Genomic DNA, 22829 nt, shown 5'->3' on the forward strand with positions numbered 1-22829 from the left:
GCGCCGGCCTCGATCGACATGTTGCACACCGTCATGCGGCCCGCCATCGAGAGCGCGCGGATCGCCTCGCCCGCGTACTCGATCACGTGGCCGGTGCCGCCGGCGGCGCCGATGCGCGCGATCACGGCCAGGATGATGTCCTTGGCCGACACGCCTTCGCCGAGCCGGCCGTCGATGGTCACGCGCAGCGTGCGCGGCCTGCGCTGCCACAGCGTCTGCGTGGCCAGCACGTGCGCCACTTCCGAGGCGCCGATGCCGAAGGCCAGCGCGCCGAGCGCGCCGTGCGTGGCCGTGTGACTGTCGCCGCAGACGATCACGCTGCCCGGCAGGCTCAGGCCCTGCTCGGGGCCGACCACGTGCACGATGCCCTGGCGGATGTCGTCGAGGCCGAAGAAGCGGATGCCCGCGGCCGCGCTGTCGTCGTGCAGCGCCTGCGCCATCGCGCGCTTCTCGGCATCGGCGATGTCGGCCAGCTCGCGCGAGCCGGTGGGCACGTAGTGGTCGGGCGTAGCGAAGGCGCGCTCGGGCCGGCGCACCGGCAGCTGCCGCTGGCGCAGCATCTCGAAGGCCGGCGCGGAGCCGTCCTGCACCAGGTGGCGGTCGACGTACAGCAGGCTCTGGCCGTCGTCGCGCTGCATCACGACATGCGGCTCCCAGATCTTGTCGAACAGGGTGCGGGGAGCGGGGGAAGCGGACATGGGATCGTCGGGAGCGTGGGAAGAAGGGAAAGGGCCGGCGTTCAATCGAGCTTCACGCCCGAGATGCGCACGATCTCGGCATAGCGCTTGGTCTCGCTGGCCATGAAGCGGCCGTACTCCTCGGGCGTGCCGCCGCCGACCTCGGCGCCGAAGGCCAGCATGCGCTTCTGGAACTCGGGCGACTTGAGCACCGCGTTGGCCTCGGCATTGAGCTTGGCGATGATGGCCTTGGGCGTGCCGGCCGGCGCCGACAGGCCGTACCACGAGGAGGCATAGACGCCCGACAGCCCCACCTCGTCGAAAGTGGGCACGTCGGGCAGCGCGGGATTGCGCTTCTTCGAGGCCACCGCGAGCGCGCGCATCTTGCCGCTGGCGACGAAGGGCAGGCAGGTGGTGGTGTCGAGCATCAGCGAGACATGGCCCGCCGCGAGGTCGGCCTCGGCCGGCGCCGTGCCCTTGTAGGGCACGTGCACGATGTCGATCTTGGCCGCGCTGGCGAACTGCACCGCCGCCAGGTGCTGCGATGAACCGATGCCGCCCGAGGCGTAGTTGAGCTTGCCGGGGTTGGCGCGCGCGGCGTCGATCACGTCCTTGGCGGTCTTGAACGGCGAGTCGCCGGGCACCACCAGGATGTTCGGCACCGCCGACACGTAGATCACCGGCTCGAAGTCCTTGACCGGATCGAAACCGAGCTTGCTGTAGAGGCTGGCGTTGACCGCGTTCGGGCTGATCGAGGACATCAGCAGGTTGTAGCCATCGGGCTTCTGCCGCGCCGCGAGCTCGGTGCCGATGTTGCCGCCGGCGCCCGCGCGGTTGTCGATCACGAAGGGATGGCCAAGCCGGTGGCCCAGCATGTCGGACACGATGCGTGCCGTGGTGTCGACGCCGCCGCCCGCGGGCCAGGGCACCATGAGCTTGATCGGCTGGCTGGGGTAGTTGGCGGCCGCGTCCTGGGCCGGCGCCAGCGCGGGGCCGAAGCCCGCGAACAGCACCACGGCCATCGTGCAGGCATGCAGTTTCTTCATCATTGCGCGTCTCCTGTCTTGTAGTGGCCGAATCCTAGGCCTGCAGAGGAAGGCGCCGCAATCACAATTAACGCATGCAGGCATGAGCTAAAGTCAGACCCCATGACACGCCGCCTGCCGCCGCTCAATGCCCTGCGCGCCTTCGAGGCCGCCGCGCGCTGCGGCAACTTCACGCGCGCCGCGCACGAGCTCTGCGTGACCCAGGGCGCGGTGAGCCGCCACATCGCCACGCTCGAGGCCTGGCTTGAGGTGCAGCTGTTCGAGCGCGGCCGCCATGGCATCCGGCTCACGCCCGCGGGCCAGAGCTACCACGCGAGCATGCGGGTGGCCTTCGACCAGATCGAGCTCGGCACGCGGCAGCTGCAGCAGAGCCCCGACGAGTGGCTGCTGCGCATCAAGCTGCCGCCCACCTTCGCGATCCGCTGGCTGATTCCGCGGCTGGCGCGCTTCCATGCCAAGCATCCGCGCATCGACGTGCAGATCACCACCTCGCACAAGCCGACCGATTTCGAGCGCGACGACGTGGACGTGAGCATCCATTCCGAGCCCAGCCCGCCCGAGGGCCCGGGCTATCGGCTGCTGTTCCGCGAGACGCTGCTGCCGGTGTGCGCGCCGGCGCTGCTGCAACGCGATCCGCCGCTGGCGCAGCCGGCCGACCTCGCGCAGCACGCGCTGCTGAGCTCGCTGAACCGGCCGCAGGACTGGCCGGCCTGGCTCGAGGCCGCGGGGCTGAGCGGTCTCGACATCCATCGCGGCCTCAAGTTCGAGAACGCCGCCATGGCCTACCAGGCCGCGGCCGAGGGGCTGGGCGTGATGATGGGCCTGCTGGCCTTCGTGCGCGACGACCTCGCGAGCGGCCGGCTGGTGGCGCCGCTCGCGCTGCGGCTGCCGACCGAGGGCGGCTACTTCATGGCCTGGCGCGCCGACCGGCCGGTGCCGCAGCGGGTGCGCGACTTCGAGCACTGGATGGCCGAGGAAGTGGCGGCCGCCGAAGGCTGAACCCGGGGTTTCGGCCGGGCCGCGGGCTTTCCCCGATGCGCCATCGCGGTCATGCCGCCAAAAATGACTACGTATTCATGAATACGTACCCAAAGACGACTCCACCATGACACTGCACATCCAGAAACTCCCTTCGGTGCTGGGCGCCGAGGTGACCGGCATCAGCCTGCGCACCCTGACCGACCCCGACACGCTCGCGCAGCTGCGCGCCGGCATGGACGAGCACGCGGTGCTGGTCTTTCGCGACCAGCCGCTCGAGAACGAGGAGCAGCTCGCCTTCGCCGAGCGCTTCGACGGCACGCTGCACAGCAAGACCTCGGTCGCCGTGCTCGCCAAGAACCGCTTCGGCAACGAGGCCCTGACCGACATCTCCAACGTCGGCGCCGACGGCCAGATCCTGCCGGCCGACCACCGCCTGCGCATGAGCACCATCAGCAACCGGCTGTGGCACACCGACGCCTCGTTCGAGAACCCGCCCGGCCGCTACTCGATGCTGTCGGCGCGCGTGGTGCCGCCCGTGCGGGCCGACACCGAGTTCGCCGACATGCGCGCCGCCTACGACGCGCTCGACGACGCGACGAAGGCCGCCATCGAAGGGCTGCAGGTCTTCCATTCGATCGCCTACTCGCGCCAGATCATGGGCTTCGAGTTCTCCGAGGAAGAGAAGCAGCGGCTCAAGGGCGCGGTGCATCCGCTGGCGCGCACCCTGCCGCGCACCGGGCGGCGCTCGCTCTACCTCGCCTCGCATGCCTCGCACATCGTCGACATGGCCGTGCCCGAGGGCCGGCTGATCCTGCGCGACCTCAGCGAGCACGCGACGCAGCCGCAGTTCATCTACCGCCACGAATGGCGGGTGCACGACTTCGTGATCTGGGACAACCGCACCACCATGCACCGCGCGCGGCCCTTCGACGACAAGAAGTACCGGCGCGAGCTGCGGCGCACCACGACGCTGGACCTGCCGCTGCCCGCTGCCTCGACCGCGACGGTGGCCGCATGAAGGCCCGTTCCCTGTGGCGCGCCGCGGGCCTGTGCGTGGCCTCGCTCGTGGTGTCGGCCGCCGCGCTGGCCCAGGCCTGGCCATCGAAGCAGCCCGTGCGCTTCGTCGTGCCCTACCCGCCCGGCGGTGCCTCCGACGTGACCGCGCGCCTGCTCAGCGTGAAGCTCACCGAGGCGCTGGGCCAGGCCTTCGTGGTCGAGAACCGGCCCGGTGCCAACGGCCTGATCGCGCTCGAGTACGTGGCCAAGGCGGCACCCGACGGCTACACGCTGCTGATGGCGAACCTCGGGCCCAACGCGATCAATCCGGCCGTCTACCGCAAGCTGCCCTACGACGCGATCAAGGACTTCACGCCGATCACGCTGACCTCGGTGGTGCCGCTGGTGGTGCTGGTGCAGCCCACGATGCCGGTGAACTCGATGAAGGAGCTGATCGCCTATGCCAAGGCGCACCCCGACAAGCTGACCTATGCCTCGGCCGGCAACGGATCGGCCAACCATCTCGCGGGCGAGATGATGAAGTCGATGGCGAGCTTCAAGATGGTCCACGTGCCCTACAAGGGCGATGCGCCCGGCCTGCAGGACACCATCGCGGGCAACGTGAGCGTGATCTTCCCGACCGTGATCGGCGGCATGTCGCAGATCAAGAGCGGGCTGCTCAAGCCGATCGCGGTGACCGGCGCCAAGCGCTCGTCGGCGCTGAGCTCCGTGCCCACGGTAGCCGAAGGCGGCATCCTGAACTTCGAGGCCAACTCGTGGGGCGGCGTGATGGGTCCGGCCAACCTGCCACCCGAGATCGTCGCGCGGCTCAACACGGAGATCGTGAAGATCCTCAAGCAGCCGGAGACGGCCGCCAAGCTCACGTCGATGGGCGCCGACATCGTCGGCTCGACGCCCGAGGAGTTCGCGAGCTACCTGAAGAACGAGGTCGCGAAGTGGGGCAAGGTGGCCCACGAGAACAACATCACCCTCGACTGAGATGTGAGGCCTTGATCAGCCGGCCGTGCCCCGCACGATGAACGCGTGCGGGAGCACCACGCGCGCCGGCTCCATCTGCTGGTTGTCGAGCCGCGCGCACAGCCGCGCGACGGCGGCCTCCACCATCGCCTCGCGCGACTGCGAGACCGTCGTGAGCGCGATGCTGTCCCAGGCGGCCATCGGCACGTCGTCGTGGCCCACGACCCAGACGTCGCGCGGCACCGCGAGCCCCTGCGAGCGCACGCCGTCGAGCGCGCCGATCGCCACGATGTCGTTGACGCCGAAGATCGCATCGACGCGGCCCGACTGCAGGATCGCGCGCGCCGCATCCTGGCCCGCGGCATAGGAGAACTTCGGCACCCGCGCCACCGCGCCCGGGCTCAGCGCGACACCGCGTCGCGCGAGCTCCTCGACGAAGCCCTGCTCGCGCTCGCGCAAGGTGCTCGGCAGGTCGTGGCCCGAGATCAGGCCGATCCGCGTGCGCCCGTGGTCCACAAAGAAGCCCGCGGTCGAGGCACCGCTCGCGCGGTTGTCGCTCGAGAACTGGTCGAAGGCATCGGAGCCCACGGTGCGGTGCAGCAGCACCAGCGGCACTTTCTGGGCGATGCGCTCGAGCAGCGGCAGCGAGGCCTCGGTGGCCGTGGTGGTGATAACGCCGTCCACGCCGCTCTCGACCATCACGCGCATGGTCGCGTCGCTGAAGTCTTCTTCCTCGTAGACCGAGGCCGAGAGGCCGCGCTTGCGCAGCGCGGCCGAGAGCAGTTGCAGCATCGCCGGATAGAGCGGATTGACCGCGAGGTTGGCGACCACCAGCGCGATGATGCCGGTGCGCTTGGTGCGCATCCAGCGCGCGGCCGCGTTGGGCGCGTAGCCCGATTGCGCGATCGCATCGAGCACCGCCTGGCGCGTGGCCGGCTGCACCAGCGGCGAGTTCTGCAGCACGCGCGACACCGTCGCCTGCGACACCCCCGCGAGCCGCGCGACGTCCCTGCTGGTGGGCTTGCCGCCGGAACCGATCATGAAGAAGCCGCTGGAGATGCCATGCGGCGATTCTAGGATGGCGTGCCGACGCGCCGCCCCTCGAAGCCGGGCCCCGCAACGGCCTCAGAGATCGAGCGTCAACACCTCGCCGAGCGCGCGCGAACAGCACGGCAGGAACTGGTCGTGCAGCGCCTGTTCCTGCGCCGTGAGAAAGGCATCGCGGTGCTCGACCCGGCCCTCGAGCACCGGTGTGAGGCAGCTTCCGCAGACCCCTTGTTCGCAGGACGATGCGATCTCGATGCCTTCGCGCCGCAGTGCCTGCAGCGCCGTCTCGTTGGCCGCGACGGCGATGCGCCTGCCGCTGCGCGCCGCGACCAGTTCGAAGCCGCGATCGCCTGGGGCCGCCGCCACGGGCTGGAAGGACTCGTGGTGCAACCTGCGCTCGTCCCAGCCCGCGGCCTTCGCGGTGCGCAGCACATGGTCCATGAAGCCCTGCGGGCCGCAGACATAGAGTCGCGCGTCGGCGGGCCGGCCGGCCAGCACCCGCGCGGCATCGAAAGCCGCCTCGTCGTCCGGATGCAAGTGCACTGCGTGCGCGAACGGCGAGCGCAGCAGCTCGTCGACGAAAGCCATGGCGCCGCGCGAGCGCGCGCAGTAGTGCAGCTCGAATGGCGCGCCGGCCGCCTGCAGTGCCGCCGCCATGCTCAGCAGCGGCGTGATGCCGATGCCGCCCGCGACGAGCAGCGACCATGGGCTTTGCGACTGCAGCGGGAACAGGTTCCTTGGTCCCGAGATCCGCAGCGCGCTGCCCGCGTGCAGCCGGGCGTGCACCGCTTCGGAGCCGCCGCGCGAGGCGGCGGTCTTCAGCACCGCGATGCGATAGCGCGCGGGCGCCGCGCACGGCGCGCCGAGCAGCGAGTACTGCCGCACGAAGCCATCGACATGCACGTCGATGTGCGCGCCGGCATCGAAGGCCGGCAGCGGCGTGCCGTCGCACGCCTCGATCTCGAGCGCGCAGATGTCCGGCGCCACGCTCGCGCGCGCAGCGATGCGCGCCTCGATCGGCCGCGTGTCGGTCATTCGGCTTGCACGGCGTTCGACAGGATGCCCACGCCCTCCACCTCGATCTCCACCACGTCGCCCGCGCGCAGGTACAGCGGCGGCTGGCGCTTGAAACCCACGCCGCCGGGCGTGCCGGTCACGATCACGTCGCCCGGCTCGAGCGCGGTGAAGGTCGAGATGTAGGCAATCAGGGTGGGCATCGGGAAGATCAGCTGCGCGGTCGTCGCCTGCTGCACCACTTCGCCGTTGAGCCGCGTGGCCAGACCCAGTTCCTGGCCATCGGCGATCTCGCCGCGCGTGACCATCCAGGGCCCGAAGCCGCCCGTGGCGGGAAAGTTCTTGCCCGGCGTCCACTGCGTGGTGTGGGCCTGCCAGTCGCGCACCGAAGCATCGTTGTAGGGCGCATAGCCGGCCACGTGCGCCCAGGCATCCTGCTCGCGGATGCGCCGGCCGCCGCGGCCGATGACGATCGCGATCTCGCCCTCGTAGTCGAGGCAGGTGGATTCGCGCGGCAGCACGATCGGCTGGCCGTGGCCGACCTGGGAGGACGCCACGCGCAGGAACACGGTCGGCTGGCCGGTCTTCTCGCGTCGCGCCTCGACGCGGTGCTCCTCGTAGTTGAGGCCGATGCAGAAGATGCGCGGCGCGTCGGGCACGACCGGCAGCAGCGTCACCTCGCCGAGCGCGACGTCGGGGACGGCGCTCCTGGCCAAGGCCTCGATCGCGGGCAGGTCCAGTTGGGCGAGCGCGCTGCGCAGCGTGGGGCAGCGCCCCTGCGACGCGGCCTGCAGGTCGACGATGCGTTCATCGACGAGCGCGCCCCAGCGCGCCCGTCCCTGGTGGGAATAGCTCAGAAGTTTCATGACGGAAAGCGGCCCCCTGACGAGGGGCGGGTGGAAGAAAAACGGAAGAAGGGTCGCGCTCAGTCGGCCGTGACGCCGGCCGACTTCACGATGCGCCCCCACTTGTCGTACTCGGCGAGGAAGTAGCTCCTGAACTGCTCGGGCGTGCCGCCGCGCACGCTCGCGCCCTGCGAGGCCAGCGTCTCCTGCAGCTCCTTCTCGCCGAGCGCCGCGTTGACCGCGGCCGAGAGCTTGTCGATGACGGGCCGCGGCGTGCCGGCCGGCGCCAGCAGCCCGAACCAGGTGCCGGCCTCGAAGCCCGCGACCCCGGCCTGCTGCATGGTCGGCACCTGCGGGAACTGCGGCGAGCGCTCGGTGGAAGTGATCGCGAGCGCGCGCAGCTTGCCGGCCTTGACCAGCGGCGCCGAGGTGCTGAAGACGTCGAACATCAGGTCGATCTGCCCCGCCACCAGGTCGACCAACGCGGGCCCGCTGCCCTTGTAGGGCACGTGCACCATGTCCACGCCGGTCAGCGTCTTGAAGTACTCCCCGGCCAGGTGCGCGGCACTGCCGTTGCCGAAGGATCCGTACGACAGCTTGCCGGGGTTGGCCTTGGCCTGCGCGATCAACTCGGCCACGCTGTCGGCCTTGAGGCCCGGCTTCACGGCCAGCAGCAGCGGTTGCGTGGCCACCAGCGCGATCGGCTCGAAGGACTTGACCGGGTCGTAGCTCAGCTTCGCATAGGTGTGCGGCGTCACCGTGAGCGGACCCGCGGCGCTGAACAGCAGCGTGTAGCCATCGGCCGACGCCTTGGCCACGAAGTCCTGGCCCAGGGTGCCGCCGGCGCCCGCGCGGTTCTCGACCACCACGGCCTGCCCGAGCCGTTCGGACAGCGACTTGGCCATGAGCCGCCCCGTCTGGTCGGTCGAGCCGCCGACCGCGTAGGGAATGATCAGCTTGATGGGTTTGGACGGGTAGGTGCTCGCATGGACGGTGGCGGCACCGACCAGCGCACAGGCCGCGAGCGCCAGCGCGGCGGGCCAGCGGAACTTCTTCATCGGGTTCATCGTGTCTTGTCTCCAGGATTTCTTGTCGGGAACGGGGAAGCGGAAAAAAGCTAGCGAGCGCTGGTGGCCTCCTCGGCGCTCGATGCGCCCGGCGCCGCCGAGATGCGGCCGACGGTGTCGCCGAAGCGCTCGAGCATCACCTGCTCGAAGGACACGCCCTCGGAAGCGAACCAGCTTCCCGAGCGCAGCCGGTAGGCCGCGTGCCGCAGCGGCGCCTCGGGCTCGATACCGCGCGCCAGTGCCTTCGCGCCCGTGAGCACGGTGCGGCGAAAGCGCACCACGGCGGCATCGGAGGCCGAGAGGTGCTCCTGCGTGCGATCCGCGATGCGGCCCTGGCTGTCCTGGATCATCGCGTCCTGCTCGGCCACGCCGCGCACGCCGGTGAAGCTGATGTGCTTCTGGTGGACGCGGTCGATCAGGTATTCGTTGGAGCGGTTGCGGATCGGGATGAAGTCCGCATCCACCTCCGCGATCACGCCGTGGCCTTCCTTGAACTTCGCGACCTCCTCCTCGCCGAGCGGACGATCCGGGTTCCACGCATAGGTGTAGATCCAGCAGTTCTCGTCGTCGATCGGCACCCAGGTGTAGCCGAAGTGGGTCTCGCCGGGCAGCGTGGAGGGCGTGGTGCTGTGCGAGGGCAGCGCGAACTGCGCGCTGCGCCAGTAGCGCACGCCATCGTCGGCGCGGCGCGCGCCGCCCACTACGAAGCCGACCTCGTGCTCGAGGATCGAGAACAGCGGCAGCGGGTCCTCGCGGATCCAGCGCAGGCGCTTCTCGTCGGCCGGCGCATCGGGGTTCGCGTTCGATGGCACGCCCGGCGCCGGCATGTGCAGGAACGAGAAGTGCGAGGTGTCGAGCGCGCCCTCGATCGATTGCGCCCAATTGCATTCCTGCAGCTTCTTGGTGACGTAGCGGTGCGACTCCGGCAACGCCGCGAACTCGAGCTGCGGCAGCTCGGGCAGTTCGCGCTCCCAGGGATCGGGTCCCATGTAGGCCCAGACCACGCCGCCGTGCTCGCGCGTCGGGTAGGCCTTGAGCCGCAGCGTCTGGTGGTAGCTCGCACCGGGCGGCACGTTGGGCAGCTCCACCGGGCGCCCCTGCAGGTCGAACTGCCAGCCATGGAACACGCAGCGGATCGCGCAGTTCTCGTTGCGCCCGAAGTACAGGTCTGCGCCGCGGTGCGGGCAGCGCGCGTCGACCAGTCCGACCACGCCCTCGCTGTTGCGGAAGGCCACCAGCCTCTCGCCCATGATGTTCACGCGCATCGGCGCGCCGTCGCGCTCCGGCAGTTCGCGCGACAGCGCCACGGGCTGCCAGAAGCGGCGGAAGAACTGGCCCATCGGTGTCTGGGCCCCGGTGCGGGTGAGCATGTCGTTGTCGGCGGCGCTGAGCATCGCGGTCGTCTCCTCGTGGGTGGTGTTGTTCAGTGCGCGGCCGCTGCCGTGCGCGGATCGCGGATGCCGTGATCGGCGGCCCATTGCAGCGTGTCGAGCGTGTGGCCCGAAGGCGCGTACTCGCAGCCGATCCATCCCTCCCAACCCATCTGCTCGATCAGTTCGAACAGGTAGGGGAAACGGATCTCGCCGGTGCCCGGTTCGTTGCGGCCCGGCACGCTGCCGACCTGGATGTGCCCGACGTGAGGCCATGCGGCCTTCAGGCGTTCGGCGATGGCACCTTGCTCCGTCTGGATGTGGAAGGTGTCGAAGCACAGCTTCACGTTGCCGCGGCCCAGCGCCTCGACCACCGCCACGCCCTCCTCGATGCGGTGATAGAGGAAGTCGGGAAAGCGCGCGCGGCAGCAGGGCTCGAGGATCAGCGTGAGCCCGCTCGCGCGGGCCTGGTCGGCGGCCCAGGCGATGTTCTCCTGGAACAGGTCCATGCAGCGGGCGCGGTCCATGTCCGGCCCGATGTTGCCGGGCATCACGTGGATCATCGGACCGCCCACCTGCGCCGCATAGTCGATCGCGGTGTGGATGCTCTGCCGGAAGCGCGCCTCGAGTCCCGGCAGCGCCGCGTAGCCGCGCTCGCCGGCGTCCCAGTCGAAGGGCGAGAGGATCTGCACCAGCGCAAGCCCGTTGGCCTCGAGCCGGGCCGCGATCTCGCGCGCCGGGTACTCGTAGGGAAACGCCACTTCCACGCCGCGGAAGCCGGCCCTGGCGGCCGCCTCGTAACGCTCGAGCATCGGGTATTCGGTGAACAGCCACCGCAGGTTGGGATCGAATCGCAGCATCGTGGAATCGCTTCGTGTTGGTCTCGGATGAAGGGCATCGTAGGTAGCGGGTATTGCTAAGACAAGCTAGACTTTTTTAGGCCCTGTTGAGCTTGTCTTATGAATATCGGAAACGTGTCCCTGCGCCAGTTGCGCGCCTTCGTCGCCATCGCCGATGCCGGCAGCTTTGCCGCGGCGGCGCGCCGGCTCCATCTCACGCCTTCGGCGCTGAGCCTCTTGATCCGCGATCTCGAACGCAACGTGGGGGTGCGGCTGTTCGACCGCACGACGCGGTCGACCGCCCTCGCGCTGGCGGGCAGCGAGTTCTATCCTCTCGCGCGGCAGGTGCTCGACGATCTCTCGCGCGCGCTCGAGAGCACGCAGGACCTCGAGCAGAAGAAGCGCGGCACGGTGCGCATCGCCTGCACGCCGCTCTATGCGGCGACGACGCTGCCCGAAATGATCCATCGCTACCGCCGCCGGTATCCGGCGATCGCGGTCTACGTGCTCGATTCGCTGAACCAGCAGGCCACCGCGCGGGTCGTGAGCGGCGAGGCCGACCTCTGCATCGCGCCGCAGCGCCCGACGCCGCCCGAATTGCTGCAGCAAAGCCTGATGCGCGATCGCATCCGGCTGGTGTGCCCGGGCGACCATGCGCTGGCCGCGCGCGCCCGCGTGAGCTGGGCACAGGCGCTGCAGCATCCGTTCGTGAGCCTCACGCCCGACTTCACGAACCGGCTGCAGGCCGATCTGTTCAAGCACTCGGATGCGCTGGCGCTGCATCCGGCGCACGAGGTGTCGTTCATCACCACCGCGCTCGGCATGGTGCGCGGCGGCTTCGGCATCACGGCCCAGCCCAGCCGCGTGCTGCCGATGCTCGAATCCTTCGGCCTGGTGTCGCGGCCGCTGACCTCACCGACGGTGGATCGCCACCTGTCGCTGTTCTGCGCGCGGGCCCGCGCACTGTCGCCGGCGGCCGAAAGCTTCAGGGACTTCCTGGTCGGCGAGCTGTCGGATGCACCGGCCGAGCTGCGCCCTGGCGCGGGATGAGTCCCGCGCTCAGCGCTCCAGGTAACCGTAGGCCGACAAACAAGCTTTCAGCGGCGCGCTCGCGCCCGTGCCGTACTCGAGCCGCTGCGGCGTGGTCGACTGCCGGTTCTTCTCGTCCTGTTCCGCCAGTGTCTTGCCCACGCGGTACTGGCACAGCAGCATCAGGTTCTCGGGCACCGACACGCCCGCGGTGTTGGTGAAGGACTTGGGCCGGTCCGAGTGGTAGGTCTCGCTCGGTGCCGCGGCCTTAGGCGCATCCTTGGACGGGCCGGACTTCGGCCACAGGCTGCAGCCCGACAGCGCCACGACGATGGCCACGAGGCCGCAAAACTTTGGATGCACTTCGATCTCCTGAGGGGTTGCGCAGGGGGACGGCGTCCTGTCCCGCCGGCCGCGATGGGCCGGCGGAATATAGCGGACGCACGGGCCGCGCGCTCGATCGCCACTTCAGTCCGACAGCGCACGCATCCGCGCGTACAGGTCGGCCTTGCCCTCGAAGCCGATGCCCGACAGCGGCGGCAGCGTGACGTGGCCGTTCTCCACCTTCACGCCGTCGGGGAAGCCGCCGAAGGGCTGGAACAGGTCGGGGTAGGACTCGTTGCCGCCGAGCCCCAGGCCGGCCGCGATGTTGAGCGACATCTGGTGGCCGCCGTGCGGGATGCAGCGGCTCGCGGACCAGCCGTGCTGCTTGAGCATGTCGAGCGTGCGCAGGTACTCGACCAGGCCGTAGCTGAGCGCGCAGTCGAACTGCAGCCAGTCGCGGTCGGGCCGCATGCCGCCGTGGCGGATCAGGTTGCGCGCGTCCTGCATCGAGAACAGGTTCTCGCCCGTGGCCATCGGGTTGGCGTAGTAGTTGCGCAGCGTGGCCTGCAGTTCGAAGTCGAGCGGATCGCCGGCTTCCTCGTACCAGAACAGGTCGTACTGCGACAGCGCCTTGGCATAGGCGATCGCCGTGTCGAGGTCGAAGCGGCCGTTCGCATCCACGCAGAGCTTCTGGCCGTCCTGCAGCACGCCGAGGATCGAGTCGATGCGGCGCAGGTCCTCGTCGAGCGAGTCGCCGCCGATCTTCTTCTTGACCACCGTGTAGCCGCGGTCGATGTAGCTGCGCATCTCGTCCTTGAGCTTGCCGTGGTCCTGGCCCGGGTAGTAGTAGCCGCCGGCCGCATAGACGAAGACCTTCGGGTTCGGCGTGCCGTTGCCGTAGCGCTCGGCCAGCAGCTGGAACAGCGGCTTGCCCTCGATCTTCGCCACCGCGTCCCACACCGCCATGTCGATGGTGCCGATGGCGACCGAGCGCTCGCCGTGGCCGCCGGGCTTCTCGTTCTTGAACATCGTGTCCCACACCTTGTGCGGATCGAGGTTGCGGCCGCTCGCGTCGAGCAGCGTGTCGGGCTGCGCTTCGAGAATGCGCGGAATGAAGCGCTCGCGCATCAGCGTGCCCTGGCCGTAGCGGCCGTTGGAGTTGAAGCCGTAGCCGACCACCGGCTTGCCGTCGCGGACCACGTCGGTGATCACCGCCACGAGACTCAGGGTCATCTTGCTAAAGTCGATGTACGCATTGCGGATGGGCGAACTGATCGGGATGGTCTGTTCGCGGATCTCGACGATCTTCACGGGAGGTCTCCAGGAGCTGAGGAAGACCCGATGGTGGCCGCGCGGCGCCGATCCGGCCAATGCCCTTTTTCTAGACTTCGATGCCTTGAAAGCACCGCCATGAATTTCCTCTGGCTCGACGACTTCCTGGTGCTGGCCGAAACGGGCAACTTCTCGCGCGCGGCCGAGGAGCGCCACCTGACCCAGCCGGCCTTCAGCCGCCGCGTGCGCGCACTCGAGGAATGGCTGGGCACCGAGCTGTTCGACCGCAGCGGCCAGCCCGCCACGCTCACGCCCGCGGGCGAATGGTTCGGCACGGTCGCGCGCGAGCTGCGTGCGCGCGTCGACCGCATTCCGGCCGATGCGCGCGCCGTCAACGAAGCCGATGCCGCGACCCTGCGGCTCGCCGCCACGCACGCGCTCTCCTTCACCTTCCTGCCGCGCTGGCTGCGCACCCTCGAGTCGCGCGTGGCGCTGGGCCCGGTGCAGCTCATGTCCGACCTGCTGCCGCGCTGCGAACTGCTGCTGTCGCAGGGCAAGGTGCAGTTCGTGCTGAGCCATGCGCATCCCGAGGCCGCGAACTCGCTCGATGGCTCGGACGCGCTGTCGACGCAGATCGGCGCCGACGCGCTGGTGCCGGTCAGCGCGCGCGGTGCCAGGGGCCGCGCGCGGCACGTGCTGGGCAAGAGCGCCACCGCGCCCGTGCCGCTGCTTGCCTACAGCCAGGAATCGGGGCTGGGACGGATCGCGCAGGTCGTGCTGGGCCGCCGGCTCGATGCGCTGGCGCCGAAGGTGGTGTTCACCGCGCACCTGGCCTCGGTGTTGCGGACCATGGCGCTCGATGGGCGCGGCATTGCGTGGCTGCCGAGGACATTGGTCGACGAGGACATCGCGGCGGGGACGCTGGTGCCGGCCGGTGGCGAGGAATGGGTCGTGCCGCTGCAGGTGCGGCTGTACCGCGGGCGCGAGCCGATGGGCACGACGGTCGAGGCGTTCTGGAAGGCGGCGCATCGCCACGCTCGACCCTGACATTTCACCGGACCTATCGCCATGGGAGCATGGCCTCCGGGAATTCCTCTTCGAATTTCGTGGCGCTTCTGACGGCTCGCAACCGGACAGCTACCGCGCCTCGAGCGATCCGAGCTTGGACTCGACGCTGCGGACCAGATCCACCAGGCGGGGGCCCAAGCTCCTTTCGAGCTGGTCGATATCCGTGGAGTAGGACGGCACGGTCAGGTTGAAGGCCAGTGCCATTCCATTGACGGGCATGCGCATCGGAACTCCCACCGCAGCGAGCGTGGGTTGCCAGTCGCCCGACACCACGCAGAAGTCTCGCGCGGCGATTTGCTCCTGGGCCTGCGCCGCCGCTTGCGAGAACGCAGTCCAGTCTTCAGGCTGCGATTCCTCGAGCCGCTTCAGTACCAAGGCGCGTTCTTGCGGATCGAGCGCGAAGAGCAGCGCCCTGCCCATCGCCGTGCGCAAGATCGGACGCGTGGAGCCGATATCGGGACGGGTCGAGTTGGTGTCCAACCCTTGAACAGTTTCGACGTAGACGACCTGTAGGCGATCCCGTGTCCCCACGGACACAGGACCTCGCACATAGCGCGCGAGCTCCAGCATCTCGGGCGCGGCCACCCGCCGGATCATCAACTGCGACAGCAGCGGATAGCCCAGCGACAGCACCGCAGGCCCGAGCGAGTACTTGCCTGTCTGCGAGTCCTTTCGCAGGTACCCCAACCCCATGAGCGTGAAGGCGAGCCGCGAGACGGTGGGGCGCGTCAGTCCCAACTTGTCAGCGATGTCCTTGTTGCCGAGGGTCAGCGCCCCCCCCGCAAAGCAGCCAAGCACCGCCAACCCCGAAGCCAGCGTCGAAGCGAACTGCGGATGGTTGGCCAACGCTTCGTCGCCGAGGAATTCCGGACCGGGGAGATCCCGCCTGGCGGGTTGTTGAGAAGCCATGTTGACATTTTATCGACACGTTTTCATAATTTTGTTCCATTAAATGGTCTTAAAACACATATCGTTCAACTATGTGGAACTCAAACGAAAGGCAGGAAAAATGATCACACGGCCAGCGCTCAAGGACCACGGCTCGTTGCTGTTCTCCTTCGCCGTCGTTGCGGATACCCATGTGAACGAACGCGACGACGCTTCCAGTTCCCCGTATCACACGAACCAACTGGCCAACGAGCGCGCGCGCCACGTGTTTCAGGACATCGCGGCCATGTCGCCGGCACCAGCCTTCGTCGTCCACTTGGGCGACATCGTCCATCCCGTGCCCTCGCTGCCGACGTTCGGCGATGCGGTCGCGCAATTCAAGGCCATCGCCTCCCCCCTCAAGGTGCCCTTGCATCTGGTACCGGGCAATCACGACGTTGGCGACAAGCGCGTCGACTGGATGCCCGCCGACCAGGTGTGCGGCGACTATCTCGACATCTACCGTGGCGCCTTCGGAGCCGACTACCACGCCTTCGACCGCGAGAACCTTCGCTTCGTCTTCTTGAACTCGCTGTTGCTGAATTCGGGCCTGCCTCAGGAGCAGGCGCAGAAGCAGTGGTTCGAGGCGCAGATGGATGGTGCGGACGACAAGCGGGTGTTCCTGTTCATGCACTACCCCCCGTTCATCTACAAGGAGGACGAACGCGGCAACTACGACAACGTGGACGAACCGGCCCGGAGCTGGCTGTTGGCGCAGATGAAGCGGCCGCATGTCGAAGGCGTGTTCGCAGGGCACGTCCACAACTTCTGGTACGACAGGACCGGTAACGCCGAGTTCTACATGCTGCCCTCGACCGCATTCCTGCGGCACGATTTCACCGAGTTCTACAAGGTGTCGCCGGGTTACGAGTTCGGCCGGGGCGATGTGGAAAAGTTCGGCTACTTTGTCGTCGATGTCTTCGAGACGGGCCACGTGGCTTACTCGGTCCGCACCATGGGCCGGCAGTCGGCCCTCGGCGCACCCGCCGCACGGATGCCCATGCGCTACCTGGCACATCCAAAGACCTCGACCTTCGATGGCGTGGGCGTCGAGCTGCGACATCCATGGGCCGAGTCGATGCAGATCACGGCCACCGGCGGGGTGCAGGAGTTCGGCCGCAAATGGGCGCGCAACGACTATCCCCTGCTCGCGCTCTGGGAAATGGGCGCACGCCTGGCAAAGGTGCCGGATCTCGACCTGGCGGAGCCGGAATCGCGGGAACGCATGCGGCTCATGGCGAAGCTGGGCCACCGCTACATCGTTTCCACGTTGAAGCTCCCGAAAACCGATGCGCTGGCCGAAGCCGATGTCGAAGGCTGCGGCGTCGACGCCTTCGAAGTCAACATCACGCTCGACAACTTCTCGCGCCGCAAGGACGAGTGGCGCGCATTTCGCGAGGCCACCGGACGAAAGCTCTATCTGTCCAAGATCCTGACCTACGACGGCTCGCACTACGACGGCAAGCACTTCAGTCATTTCGTCCACGCCGGCTTTTCGCTCGACGAACTCGACGCGCATGCCGAGCGGCTGGCAGCGGGTCGCCTGGCCGGAGAGTTCGACGGCATCACCGTGCGGCTCGAGGCCGAGCAGGATCTTGCCGCGAACGTCCGTGCCTTGAACCGGTTCGTCGAGCGCACGCGATGTCAGGTGCTGGTATCGCTCAAGCTGTCTGGAAGGAGCCTGGCGATCGCGCGCACCGACGACCGTGGCAATGTGGCAAAGGTGGCGCAGTCGATGATTCTCTCGAAGCTTTCGCCGTCCATCCGCTATGTCTTCGACACCTTCATGGACGTGGACCGGGGCTACTTTCCGCGCCACGCGTTCATCGACAGGCGCTTCAATCCGCGCCCTGCCGCGCAGGCCTTCGCGATGCTCGCGGCATTGTTCTCGGATTTCGAATCCTTCGCGCTGACGGATGCGGCAACAGCCCGCCCGGGCTCGCTGCAGTTCAGCGCCGGCCCCGACCGCTACGTCCTGCTGTGCGAAGACCCTGGGGCCACGGCGGAGTACCTCGATGCCCATGCGCCGAAGGTGGCATACGACCTGGTCGAAGGCACCACCTGTATCGGCCAGGAACCTGTCGCCGCGTTGCGCGCCCGTCTATCGGACCGCGACCTGCCGAAGGAAACGCAAGTCCTCCTGATCCGCCTGTCCTAGTTCTTCCATCCTGCCTGGAGCGCTGCCATGTCCATCAAGTCTCTTGTCTGCGGCGTGTTCGTCGCAACGCTTTCTGCGGCTTCCACGGCTGCGTTCCCCGACAACCCTGTCAAGTTGGTTGTGGCCTACGCACCAGGTGGTTCGACAGACATCATCGCGCGGCTGCTGGGCGCCCGGCTGAGCGCCAGATGGGGTCAGCAGGTGGTGGTGGAAAACAGGACCGGTGCGAGCGGCATGATCGGCGCGGAGGCCGTCTCGCGCGCGAAGCCCGATGGCTACACCTTGCTGCTGGGCTACACGCCCGAGGTCTCGATGAACAAGCTCGTGTTCAAGAACATGCGCTACGACCCCATCACGGACCTTACGCCCATCGCGCTGATCGCCTCGGCGCCCCTCGTGCTCGCCGCCGGCCCCAAATCGCCGATCGGCAGCATGAAGGAACTGATTGCGCGCAAGGGGAGCGGCCAGTCGATCTCGTACGGATCGCCGGGGACCGGTGGCCAACAGCACATCGCCGGCGAACTGCTTGCACGCCAGACCGGCATGCAGCTCACCCACGTGCCCTATCGAGGAACGGGGCTTGCCGTCGCCGACCTGATCGGCGGGCAGATCGATCTGTTCTGGGCGACAACGCCACCGTTGCTGCAGCAAATCCGTGCAGGCAGGCTCAAGCCCTTGGCGGTCGCGGGACCGGCAAGAGAGAAGCTGCTGCCGGATGTACCGACCACCACCGAACTGGGCATGCCGAATCTTCAGCTCACCAACTGGTTCGGCGTGTTCGGCCCGAAGGCGATGCCCTCCGCGCTCGCGAACTCCATCGCGGCGGATGTGATGCAGGAGTTGGCGGACCCGGCCATGGTGAAAGGCCTCGAAGACCAGGGACTGACCCCGACACCCATGCAGGGCGGCGCGTTTCGTTCATTCATCGACACCGAGATGAAGAAATACGAGCAGATCGTCAAGGACACCGGCGTCACTGCCTCGCAGTGACGGACGCGACGGCGTCGATACCGGATGGATTCGGCCGCCAAGCCCCATCGCACTCGCCATGGTGCGAACGACTTCCCCTGTTCTCGTCTCGCAGGTACAGCCCCCAACGATGCGCGCTCGCGGCGCCAAGGGCGGCATTGGTCACAGCCCGCCGGAGTGACCTACCATCCACAACACGCGCGAATCCAAGGCGACACGGCAGATCCGAACCTCCAACACACAGGACGGAGACCCGCATGAGAAAGCTCAAGATCATGGAACACGTATCGCTCGACGGCGTGATCCAGTCCTCCAGCGAGGACGGCTTCCCGCACGGCGACTGGACCGCGCCCTACCGCACGCCCGAGGGCCGCGACGAAGTTCTCGCCGCGCACGGCGAACGCTTCGACCTGCTGCTGGGCCGCCGCACCTACGACCTGTGGTCTGGCTTCTGGCCCAAGGCTCCGGGCGGGCCGATGGCGGACGGCCTGAATGCGGCGACCAAGTACGTCGTGACCCATCGCCCCGAAAGCCTGGCATGGGGCCCGTTCGAAGGCCTCGGTCCGGACATCGCCGAGAGTGTTGGTCGCCTCAAGTCGAGCGCCGGCCCGGACCTCGTGCTCTGGGGCAGCTCCACGCTGACATCGACGCTGCTCGAGCACGGGCTGGTCGACGAGATGATGCTGATCGTCTATCCGGTGCTGCTGGGCACCGGCAAGCGCCTTTTCGCGCAGGGCTTGCCGGCACGGGCCTTCGAGCTGGTGGGCAGCAAGACGACGCCGTCGGGGCTGGTGCTCGGCAGCTACAGGTTCGCTGGTGCTTTGAAGACTTGATGGTCAAGCGGCGCGGCGTTCTGATCGACAAGGACGGCCAAACTTCGAGAGCTCACGAAAAGAGGCCTTGTCCTTGGTTGTCTCCAGCCAGATCAGCGAACACTTCGTCGGCATCGCGAAACCGCCCTTGCTCGATCTCGCGATGTCCCAATGCCAGGAGCTTCAGCAACGCGATCGTCTCTTCGCGTTCCTCATAGCTGCGGACATCCATCACCACGAGTTTCGCTTCCCCGTTTTGCGTGATCAGCAGTGGTTCGCGGCTTTCGGAGATGTCCTTGACGATATCCGCCGCATGGCCCCTGAGATAACTGATAGGTTTGACTCGGGTCGAGAACTTCATCGGAGTGGCCCTTCCGCGAACACGAAGGATCCATTCTGAACTGAATGAAGTTTCTCAACCCCGTCTCTCAAACCACACCCTGCGCCAGCATCGCATCCGCCACCTTGACGAAGCCCGCCACGTTCGCCCCGTCGACATAGCTCACGCGGCCGTCCTCGCAGCGCCCGTGGGCCAGGCAGGCCTCGTGGATGCTGCGCATGATCTGCAGCAGGCGCGCATCGACCTCCTCGCGCGGCCATGACAGGCGCGCGGCGTTCTGGCTCATCTCCAGGCCCGAGGTGGCGACGCCGCCGGCATTGCTGGCCTTGCCCGGCGCATACAGCACGTCGGCCGCCTCGAACACCTTGACCGCCTCGATGGTGGACGGCATGTTCGCGCCCTCGGCCACGCAGACCACGCCGTTCTTCACCAGCGTCTTCGCATCCTCGACGTCGAGCTCGTTCTGGGTCGCGCTGGGCAGCGCCACGTCCACCGGCACATGCCACGGCGTGGCACCGGCAACGAACTTCGCGCCGACGCGCTCGGCGTAGTCGCTCACGCGGCCGTAGTGGTGGTTCTTCACGTCCATCAGCACCGCGAGCTTCTCGGCGGTGAAGCCCGACTCGTCGACCACGGTGCCGCTGGAGTCGGACACCGTGATCACCTTGGCCCCGAGCGCCATGGCCTTCTCGATCGTGTACTGGGCGACGTTGCCCGCGCCCGAGACCGACACGCGCAGGCCCTCGAAGCTGCGCCCGCGCGTCTGCAGCATCTCCTGCGCGAAATAGACGTTGCCGTAGCCCGTGGCCTCGGGACGGATCAGCGAGCCGCCGAACGAGAGGCCCTTGCCGGTGAACACGCAGTCGGCGCGGTTGGTGAGCTTCTTGACCATGCCGGTGAGGTAGCCCACCTCGCGGCCGCCCACGCCGATGTCGCCCGCGGGCACGTCGGTATAGGCGCCCACGTGGCGGAACAGCTCGGTGGCGAAGGCCTGGCAGAAACGCATGACCTCGCCCTGGCTGCGGCCCTTGGGATCGAAGTCGGAGCCACCCTTGCCGCCGCCCATCGGCAGCGTGGTCAGCGCATTCTTGAAGGTCTGCTCGAAGGCCAGGAACTTCAGGATCGACAGGTTCACGGACGGATGGAAACGCAGGCCGCCCTTGTACGGGCCGATGGCCAGGCTGTGCTGGATGCGGTAGCCGCGGTTGACCTGCACGTCGCCGTGGTCGTTGGTCCAGCAGACGCGGAAGGTGATCACGCGCTCGGGCTCCACCAGCCGCTCCAGCAGGGCCTGCGTCTGGTAGCGCGGATGCTGTGCGATGAAGGGCCACAGGCTCTGGATGACCTCCGTCACGGCCTGCAGGTATTCGGGCTGCCCGGGATTGCGCTGGGCCACATGGGCCAGGAAGTCTTGGGCGCTGGCGTGCTTCATTCCTCTATCTCCAAAAAGGTGCGTTCTGACCAAAATCGTGCATTCTCATGCACGAATGGCTCAAGGTTATGCACCAAAGTAATGAAAATCGTAGGGATAAGGTTCGAATTAGCACCAACTTGGATTGAAAGCGAATTCGCCGCCAGCGGATGGACATCCGCTGGCGGCGAAGCTGGAGCGAGCAAGGATGCGCGGTGCTGCCGACTCAGGCCACGCGCGCCAGGCTCGCGCCGACCGCGTGATCGATCACGCTCTTCCAGCCCCCGTCGTCCTGCCGCCGCGCGATCTCGGCCGAGCTGCCCTGCGCGATCACGTCGCCGTCCGCCGCGCGAAGGGTCCAGTCCGCGCGCAGCAGCGCGAGCTCGCCGCTGACCACGCAGAAGTTGTTGACCGAGGTCATGGTGCCGCCGAGCGCGAGCAGCGCCCGCAGCGAAGCCTCGATGGCCGCGAGGCCATGGTCGGTCGCGGCGGTCTGCGCGTTGTGATGCGCGGCGTCCTGCTCGTAGAGCGACAGCAGGCCCGCCAGGTCGCGCGCGTTGTAGAGCGCGGCGAAGCGCGGGTTGAGTTCGGCGGGATGGGTGACGGCAGGCATGTCGATGCTCCTCGATGACGGGCATCATTCGAGCATTGCCCGGCGAGACTTACCAAATGGAAACCGCACCCGTCGTCGAAGAGATCCACGGCGCCCGCGCCCCGACGCCACCGCAGCCGCGCCTGCCCGCCGAATGCCCGGTCGAGCACTGGCTCGCGCTGCTGGGCCATCGCTGGAGCGCGCTGATCCTCTGGCACCTGGCCGCGGCGCCGCTGCGGCATGGCGAGCTCGCGCGCCGGCTGCCGGGCGTGTCCGCCAAGGTGCTCGGCGAGCGGCTCGCCGAACTCGCGGCGGCGCGGCTGGTGCAGCGGCATGACGACGAGGCGGGCGGTGCGCATGCGCTGTACGGCCTCAGCGAGGCGGGACAGCGCCTCAAGCAAGTGCTCGACCAACTCGAAGCTTGGTCGGCCTCGCTGGACCGCACGCAGTCGCCCAGGCTCGACCAATTGCTGCTGGAGCGCTGAAGCCTAGATCCGCCCGCCGTCCGTCAGCACCGTGCGCCCCGTCACCCAGCGCGCATCGTTCGACGCGAGGAACGCCACCACGTCGGCGATGTCCTCGGGCTCGGCCAGCCGGCCCAGCGGCGTGAGCGCGGTCTCCTCGCGCAGGTGATCGGCCGGGATTCCGGAGGTCATGTCGGTGCGCGTGATGGCGGGTGCCACCGCGTTGACGCGGATGTTGCGCGCGCCGAGCTCCATCGCGAAGCCCTTGGTCAGCACCTCGACCGCGCCCTTGGCCGCGGAGTACAGCGCGGTGCCGCCGCCGGGGATGTGGACCAGGTCGGTCGACACGTTGACGATGGCGCCGCCCGCCTTCGGGATGTGCGGCAGCACGGCCTGCGTCAGCACGATGGTGCTCCAGGCATGGGTGTCCATCTGCTCGACGAACATGGCGCGCGTGAGCTCGCCCACCGGCGCCGCGACGAAGGTGCCGGCCGCATGCACGAGGATGTCGATGTGGCCGTAGGCCTCGGCGATGGCGGCCACGGCCGCGTTCGCCGCGGCCTCGTCGGTGACGTCGGCCTGGAACGCGGACGCGCGCCCGCC

24 protein-coding genes are annotated in these 22829 nt (G+C 68.1%); 9 read left to right on the forward strand and 15 right to left on the reverse strand.

The genetic code is table 11. The features are described 5' to 3' along the window. Both AC27VN_RS07805 and AC27VN_RS07810 read right to left on the reverse strand, forming a co-directional pair. The coding region (locus AC27VN_RS07805) for an aconitase family protein (RefSeq protein WP_490876161.1) at nt 1-698 on the reverse strand (698 nt) is incomplete at its 3' end. 41 nt (nt 699-739) lie between these two features. Then, nucleotides 740-1726, reverse strand: coding sequence for a Bug family tripartite tricarboxylate transporter substrate binding protein (locus tag AC27VN_RS07810; protein WP_490876162.1), 987 nt, complete (start codon nt 1724-1726; stop codon nt 740-742). A 99-nt stretch (nt 1727-1825) separates the two neighbouring features. Here AC27VN_RS07810 and gcvA point away from each other — a divergent pair, with 99 nt between their 5' ends. The 3 genes from gcvA to AC27VN_RS07825 all read left to right on the forward strand — a co-directional run bounded on the left by gcvA (nt 1826) and on the right by AC27VN_RS07825 (nt 4699). After that, entirely contained in the window at nt 1826-2722 is an 897-nt protein-coding gene (gene gcvA / locus AC27VN_RS07815; RefSeq protein ID WP_093353172.1) for a transcriptional regulator GcvA, read from the forward strand. A 106-nt stretch (nt 2723-2828) separates the two neighbouring features. Next, nucleotides 2829-3722 (forward strand): TauD/TfdA dioxygenase family protein, encoded by an 894-nt coding sequence (locus AC27VN_RS07820; protein ID WP_093353170.1) that lies wholly within the window; start codon nt 2829-2831, stop codon nt 3720-3722. Further along, entirely contained in the window at nt 3719-4699 is a 981-nt protein-coding gene (locus AC27VN_RS07825; RefSeq protein WP_490876163.1) for a Bug family tripartite tricarboxylate transporter substrate binding protein, read from the forward strand. The genes AC27VN_RS07820 and AC27VN_RS07825 overlap by 4 nt, the downstream gene beginning before the upstream one ends. 15 nt (nt 4700-4714) lie before the next feature. On the opposite strand, the gene AC27VN_RS07830 is transcribed toward AC27VN_RS07825, so the two are convergent. From AC27VN_RS07830 to AC27VN_RS07855, 6 genes are all read right to left on the reverse strand, one after another. After that, nucleotides 4715-5719 carry a LacI family DNA-binding transcriptional regulator gene (locus tag AC27VN_RS07830; RefSeq protein WP_093353164.1) on the reverse strand — a complete coding sequence of 335 codons (1005 nt, stop codon included), beginning with the start codon at nt 5717-5719 and terminating at the stop codon, nt 4715-4717. Between the two features lie 84 nt (nt 5720-5803). Further along, nucleotides 5804-6760 carry a PDR/VanB family oxidoreductase gene (locus tag AC27VN_RS07835; RefSeq protein WP_490876164.1) on the reverse strand — a complete coding sequence of 319 codons (957 nt, stop codon included), beginning with the start codon at nt 6758-6760 and terminating at the stop codon, nt 5804-5806. Next, nucleotides 6757-7605 carry a fumarylacetoacetate hydrolase family protein gene (locus AC27VN_RS07840; RefSeq protein WP_203207833.1) on the reverse strand — a complete coding sequence of 283 codons (849 nt, stop codon included), beginning with the start codon at nt 7603-7605 and terminating at the stop codon, nt 6757-6759. The genes AC27VN_RS07835 and AC27VN_RS07840 overlap by 4 nt, the downstream gene beginning before the upstream one ends. A gap of 59 nt (nt 7606-7664) precedes the next feature. Further along, complete coding sequence (locus AC27VN_RS07845) at nt 7665-8651, reverse strand: Bug family tripartite tricarboxylate transporter substrate binding protein (RefSeq protein WP_281081719.1); 987 nt, start codon at nt 8649-8651, stop codon at nt 7665-7667. Between the two features lie 50 nt (nt 8652-8701). Next, nucleotides 8702-10045: a Rieske 2Fe-2S domain-containing protein gene (locus AC27VN_RS07850; protein ID WP_490876165.1), complete on the reverse strand. Its 1344-nt coding sequence runs from the start codon at nt 10043-10045 to the stop codon at nt 8702-8704. A 29-nt stretch (nt 10046-10074) separates the two neighbouring features. Next, nucleotides 10075-10881: a hydroxypyruvate isomerase family protein gene (locus AC27VN_RS07855; protein WP_490876166.1), complete on the reverse strand. Its 807-nt coding sequence runs from the start codon at nt 10879-10881 to the stop codon at nt 10075-10077. Between the two features lie 99 nt (nt 10882-10980). Here AC27VN_RS07855 and AC27VN_RS07860 point away from each other — a divergent pair, with 99 nt between their 5' ends. Beyond that, entirely contained in the window at nt 10981-11910 is a 930-nt protein-coding gene (locus AC27VN_RS07860; protein ID WP_093353152.1) for a LysR family transcriptional regulator, read from the forward strand. A gap of 9 nt (nt 11911-11919) precedes the next feature. Here the strand turns inward: AC27VN_RS07860 and AC27VN_RS07865 are convergent, their stop codons facing one another. After that, entirely contained in the window at nt 11920-12252 is a 333-nt protein-coding gene (locus AC27VN_RS07865) for a hypothetical protein (RefSeq protein WP_143129319.1), read from the reverse strand. 105 nt (nt 12253-12357) lie between these two features. Continuing rightward, nucleotides 12358-13524 carry a mandelate racemase/muconate lactonizing enzyme family protein gene (locus AC27VN_RS07870; RefSeq protein WP_490876167.1) on the reverse strand — a complete coding sequence of 389 codons (1167 nt, stop codon included), beginning with the start codon at nt 13522-13524 and terminating at the stop codon, nt 12358-12360. Between the two features lie 99 nt (nt 13525-13623). On the opposite strand from AC27VN_RS07870, the gene AC27VN_RS07875 reads away from it, so the two are divergent. Next, nucleotides 13624-14532: a LysR family transcriptional regulator gene (locus tag AC27VN_RS07875; protein ID WP_490876168.1), complete on the forward strand. Its 909-nt coding sequence runs from the start codon at nt 13624-13626 to the stop codon at nt 14530-14532. 90 nt (nt 14533-14622) lie between these two features. On the opposite strand, the gene AC27VN_RS07880 is transcribed toward AC27VN_RS07875, so the two are convergent. Continuing rightward, nucleotides 14623-15462: an IclR family transcriptional regulator gene (locus AC27VN_RS07880; protein WP_093353144.1), complete on the reverse strand. Its 840-nt coding sequence runs from the start codon at nt 15460-15462 to the stop codon at nt 14623-14625. Between the two features lie 73 nt (nt 15463-15535). On the opposite strand from AC27VN_RS07880, the gene AC27VN_RS07885 reads away from it, so the two are divergent. The 3 genes from AC27VN_RS07885 (at nt 15536) to AC27VN_RS07895 (ending at nt 19440) form a co-directional block, all read left to right on the forward strand. Further along, nucleotides 15536-17638, forward strand: coding sequence for a metallophosphoesterase (locus tag AC27VN_RS07885; RefSeq protein ID WP_490876169.1), 2103 nt, complete (start codon nt 15536-15538; stop codon nt 17636-17638). 27 nt (nt 17639-17665) lie between these two features. After that, entirely contained in the window at nt 17666-18628 is a 963-nt protein-coding gene (locus tag AC27VN_RS07890; RefSeq protein ID WP_093353138.1) for a Bug family tripartite tricarboxylate transporter substrate binding protein, read from the forward strand. Nucleotides 18629-18864: 236 nt separating this feature from the next. Further along, nucleotides 18865-19440: a dihydrofolate reductase family protein gene (locus tag AC27VN_RS07895; protein ID WP_490876170.1), complete on the forward strand. Its 576-nt coding sequence runs from the start codon at nt 18865-18867 to the stop codon at nt 19438-19440. A gap of 52 nt (nt 19441-19492) precedes the next feature. Here the strand turns inward: AC27VN_RS07895 and AC27VN_RS07900 are convergent, their stop codons facing one another. The 3 genes from AC27VN_RS07900 to AC27VN_RS07910 form a co-directional block, all read right to left on the reverse strand. After that, complete coding sequence (locus tag AC27VN_RS07900; RefSeq protein WP_490876171.1) at nt 19493-19780, reverse strand: type II toxin-antitoxin system Phd/YefM family antitoxin; 288 nt, start codon at nt 19778-19780, stop codon at nt 19493-19495. 67 nt (nt 19781-19847) lie between these two features. Further along, nucleotides 19848-21191 carry an NADP-specific glutamate dehydrogenase gene (gene gdhA / locus AC27VN_RS07905; RefSeq protein ID WP_490876172.1) on the reverse strand — a complete coding sequence of 448 codons (1344 nt, stop codon included), beginning with the start codon at nt 21189-21191 and terminating at the stop codon, nt 19848-19850. A gap of 205 nt (nt 21192-21396) precedes the next feature. Further along, nucleotides 21397-21783, reverse strand: a complete 387-nt coding sequence (locus AC27VN_RS07910; protein ID WP_208508603.1) for a YybH family protein — start codon at nt 21781-21783, stop codon at nt 21397-21399. A gap of 56 nt (nt 21784-21839) precedes the next feature. Here AC27VN_RS07910 and AC27VN_RS07915 point away from each other — a divergent pair, with 56 nt between their 5' ends. After that, complete coding sequence (locus AC27VN_RS07915) at nt 21840-22247, forward strand: winged helix-turn-helix transcriptional regulator (RefSeq protein ID WP_490876173.1); 408 nt, start codon at nt 21840-21842, stop codon at nt 22245-22247. A gap of 3 nt (nt 22248-22250) precedes the next feature. Here the strand turns inward: AC27VN_RS07915 and AC27VN_RS07920 are convergent. Next, on the reverse strand, nt 22251-22829 hold a 579-nt coding region (locus AC27VN_RS07920), incomplete at its 5' end, for an SDR family NAD(P)-dependent oxidoreductase (RefSeq protein ID WP_490876174.1).

Source organism: Variovorax sp. 20P10.2.4 (assembly GCF_058244205.1).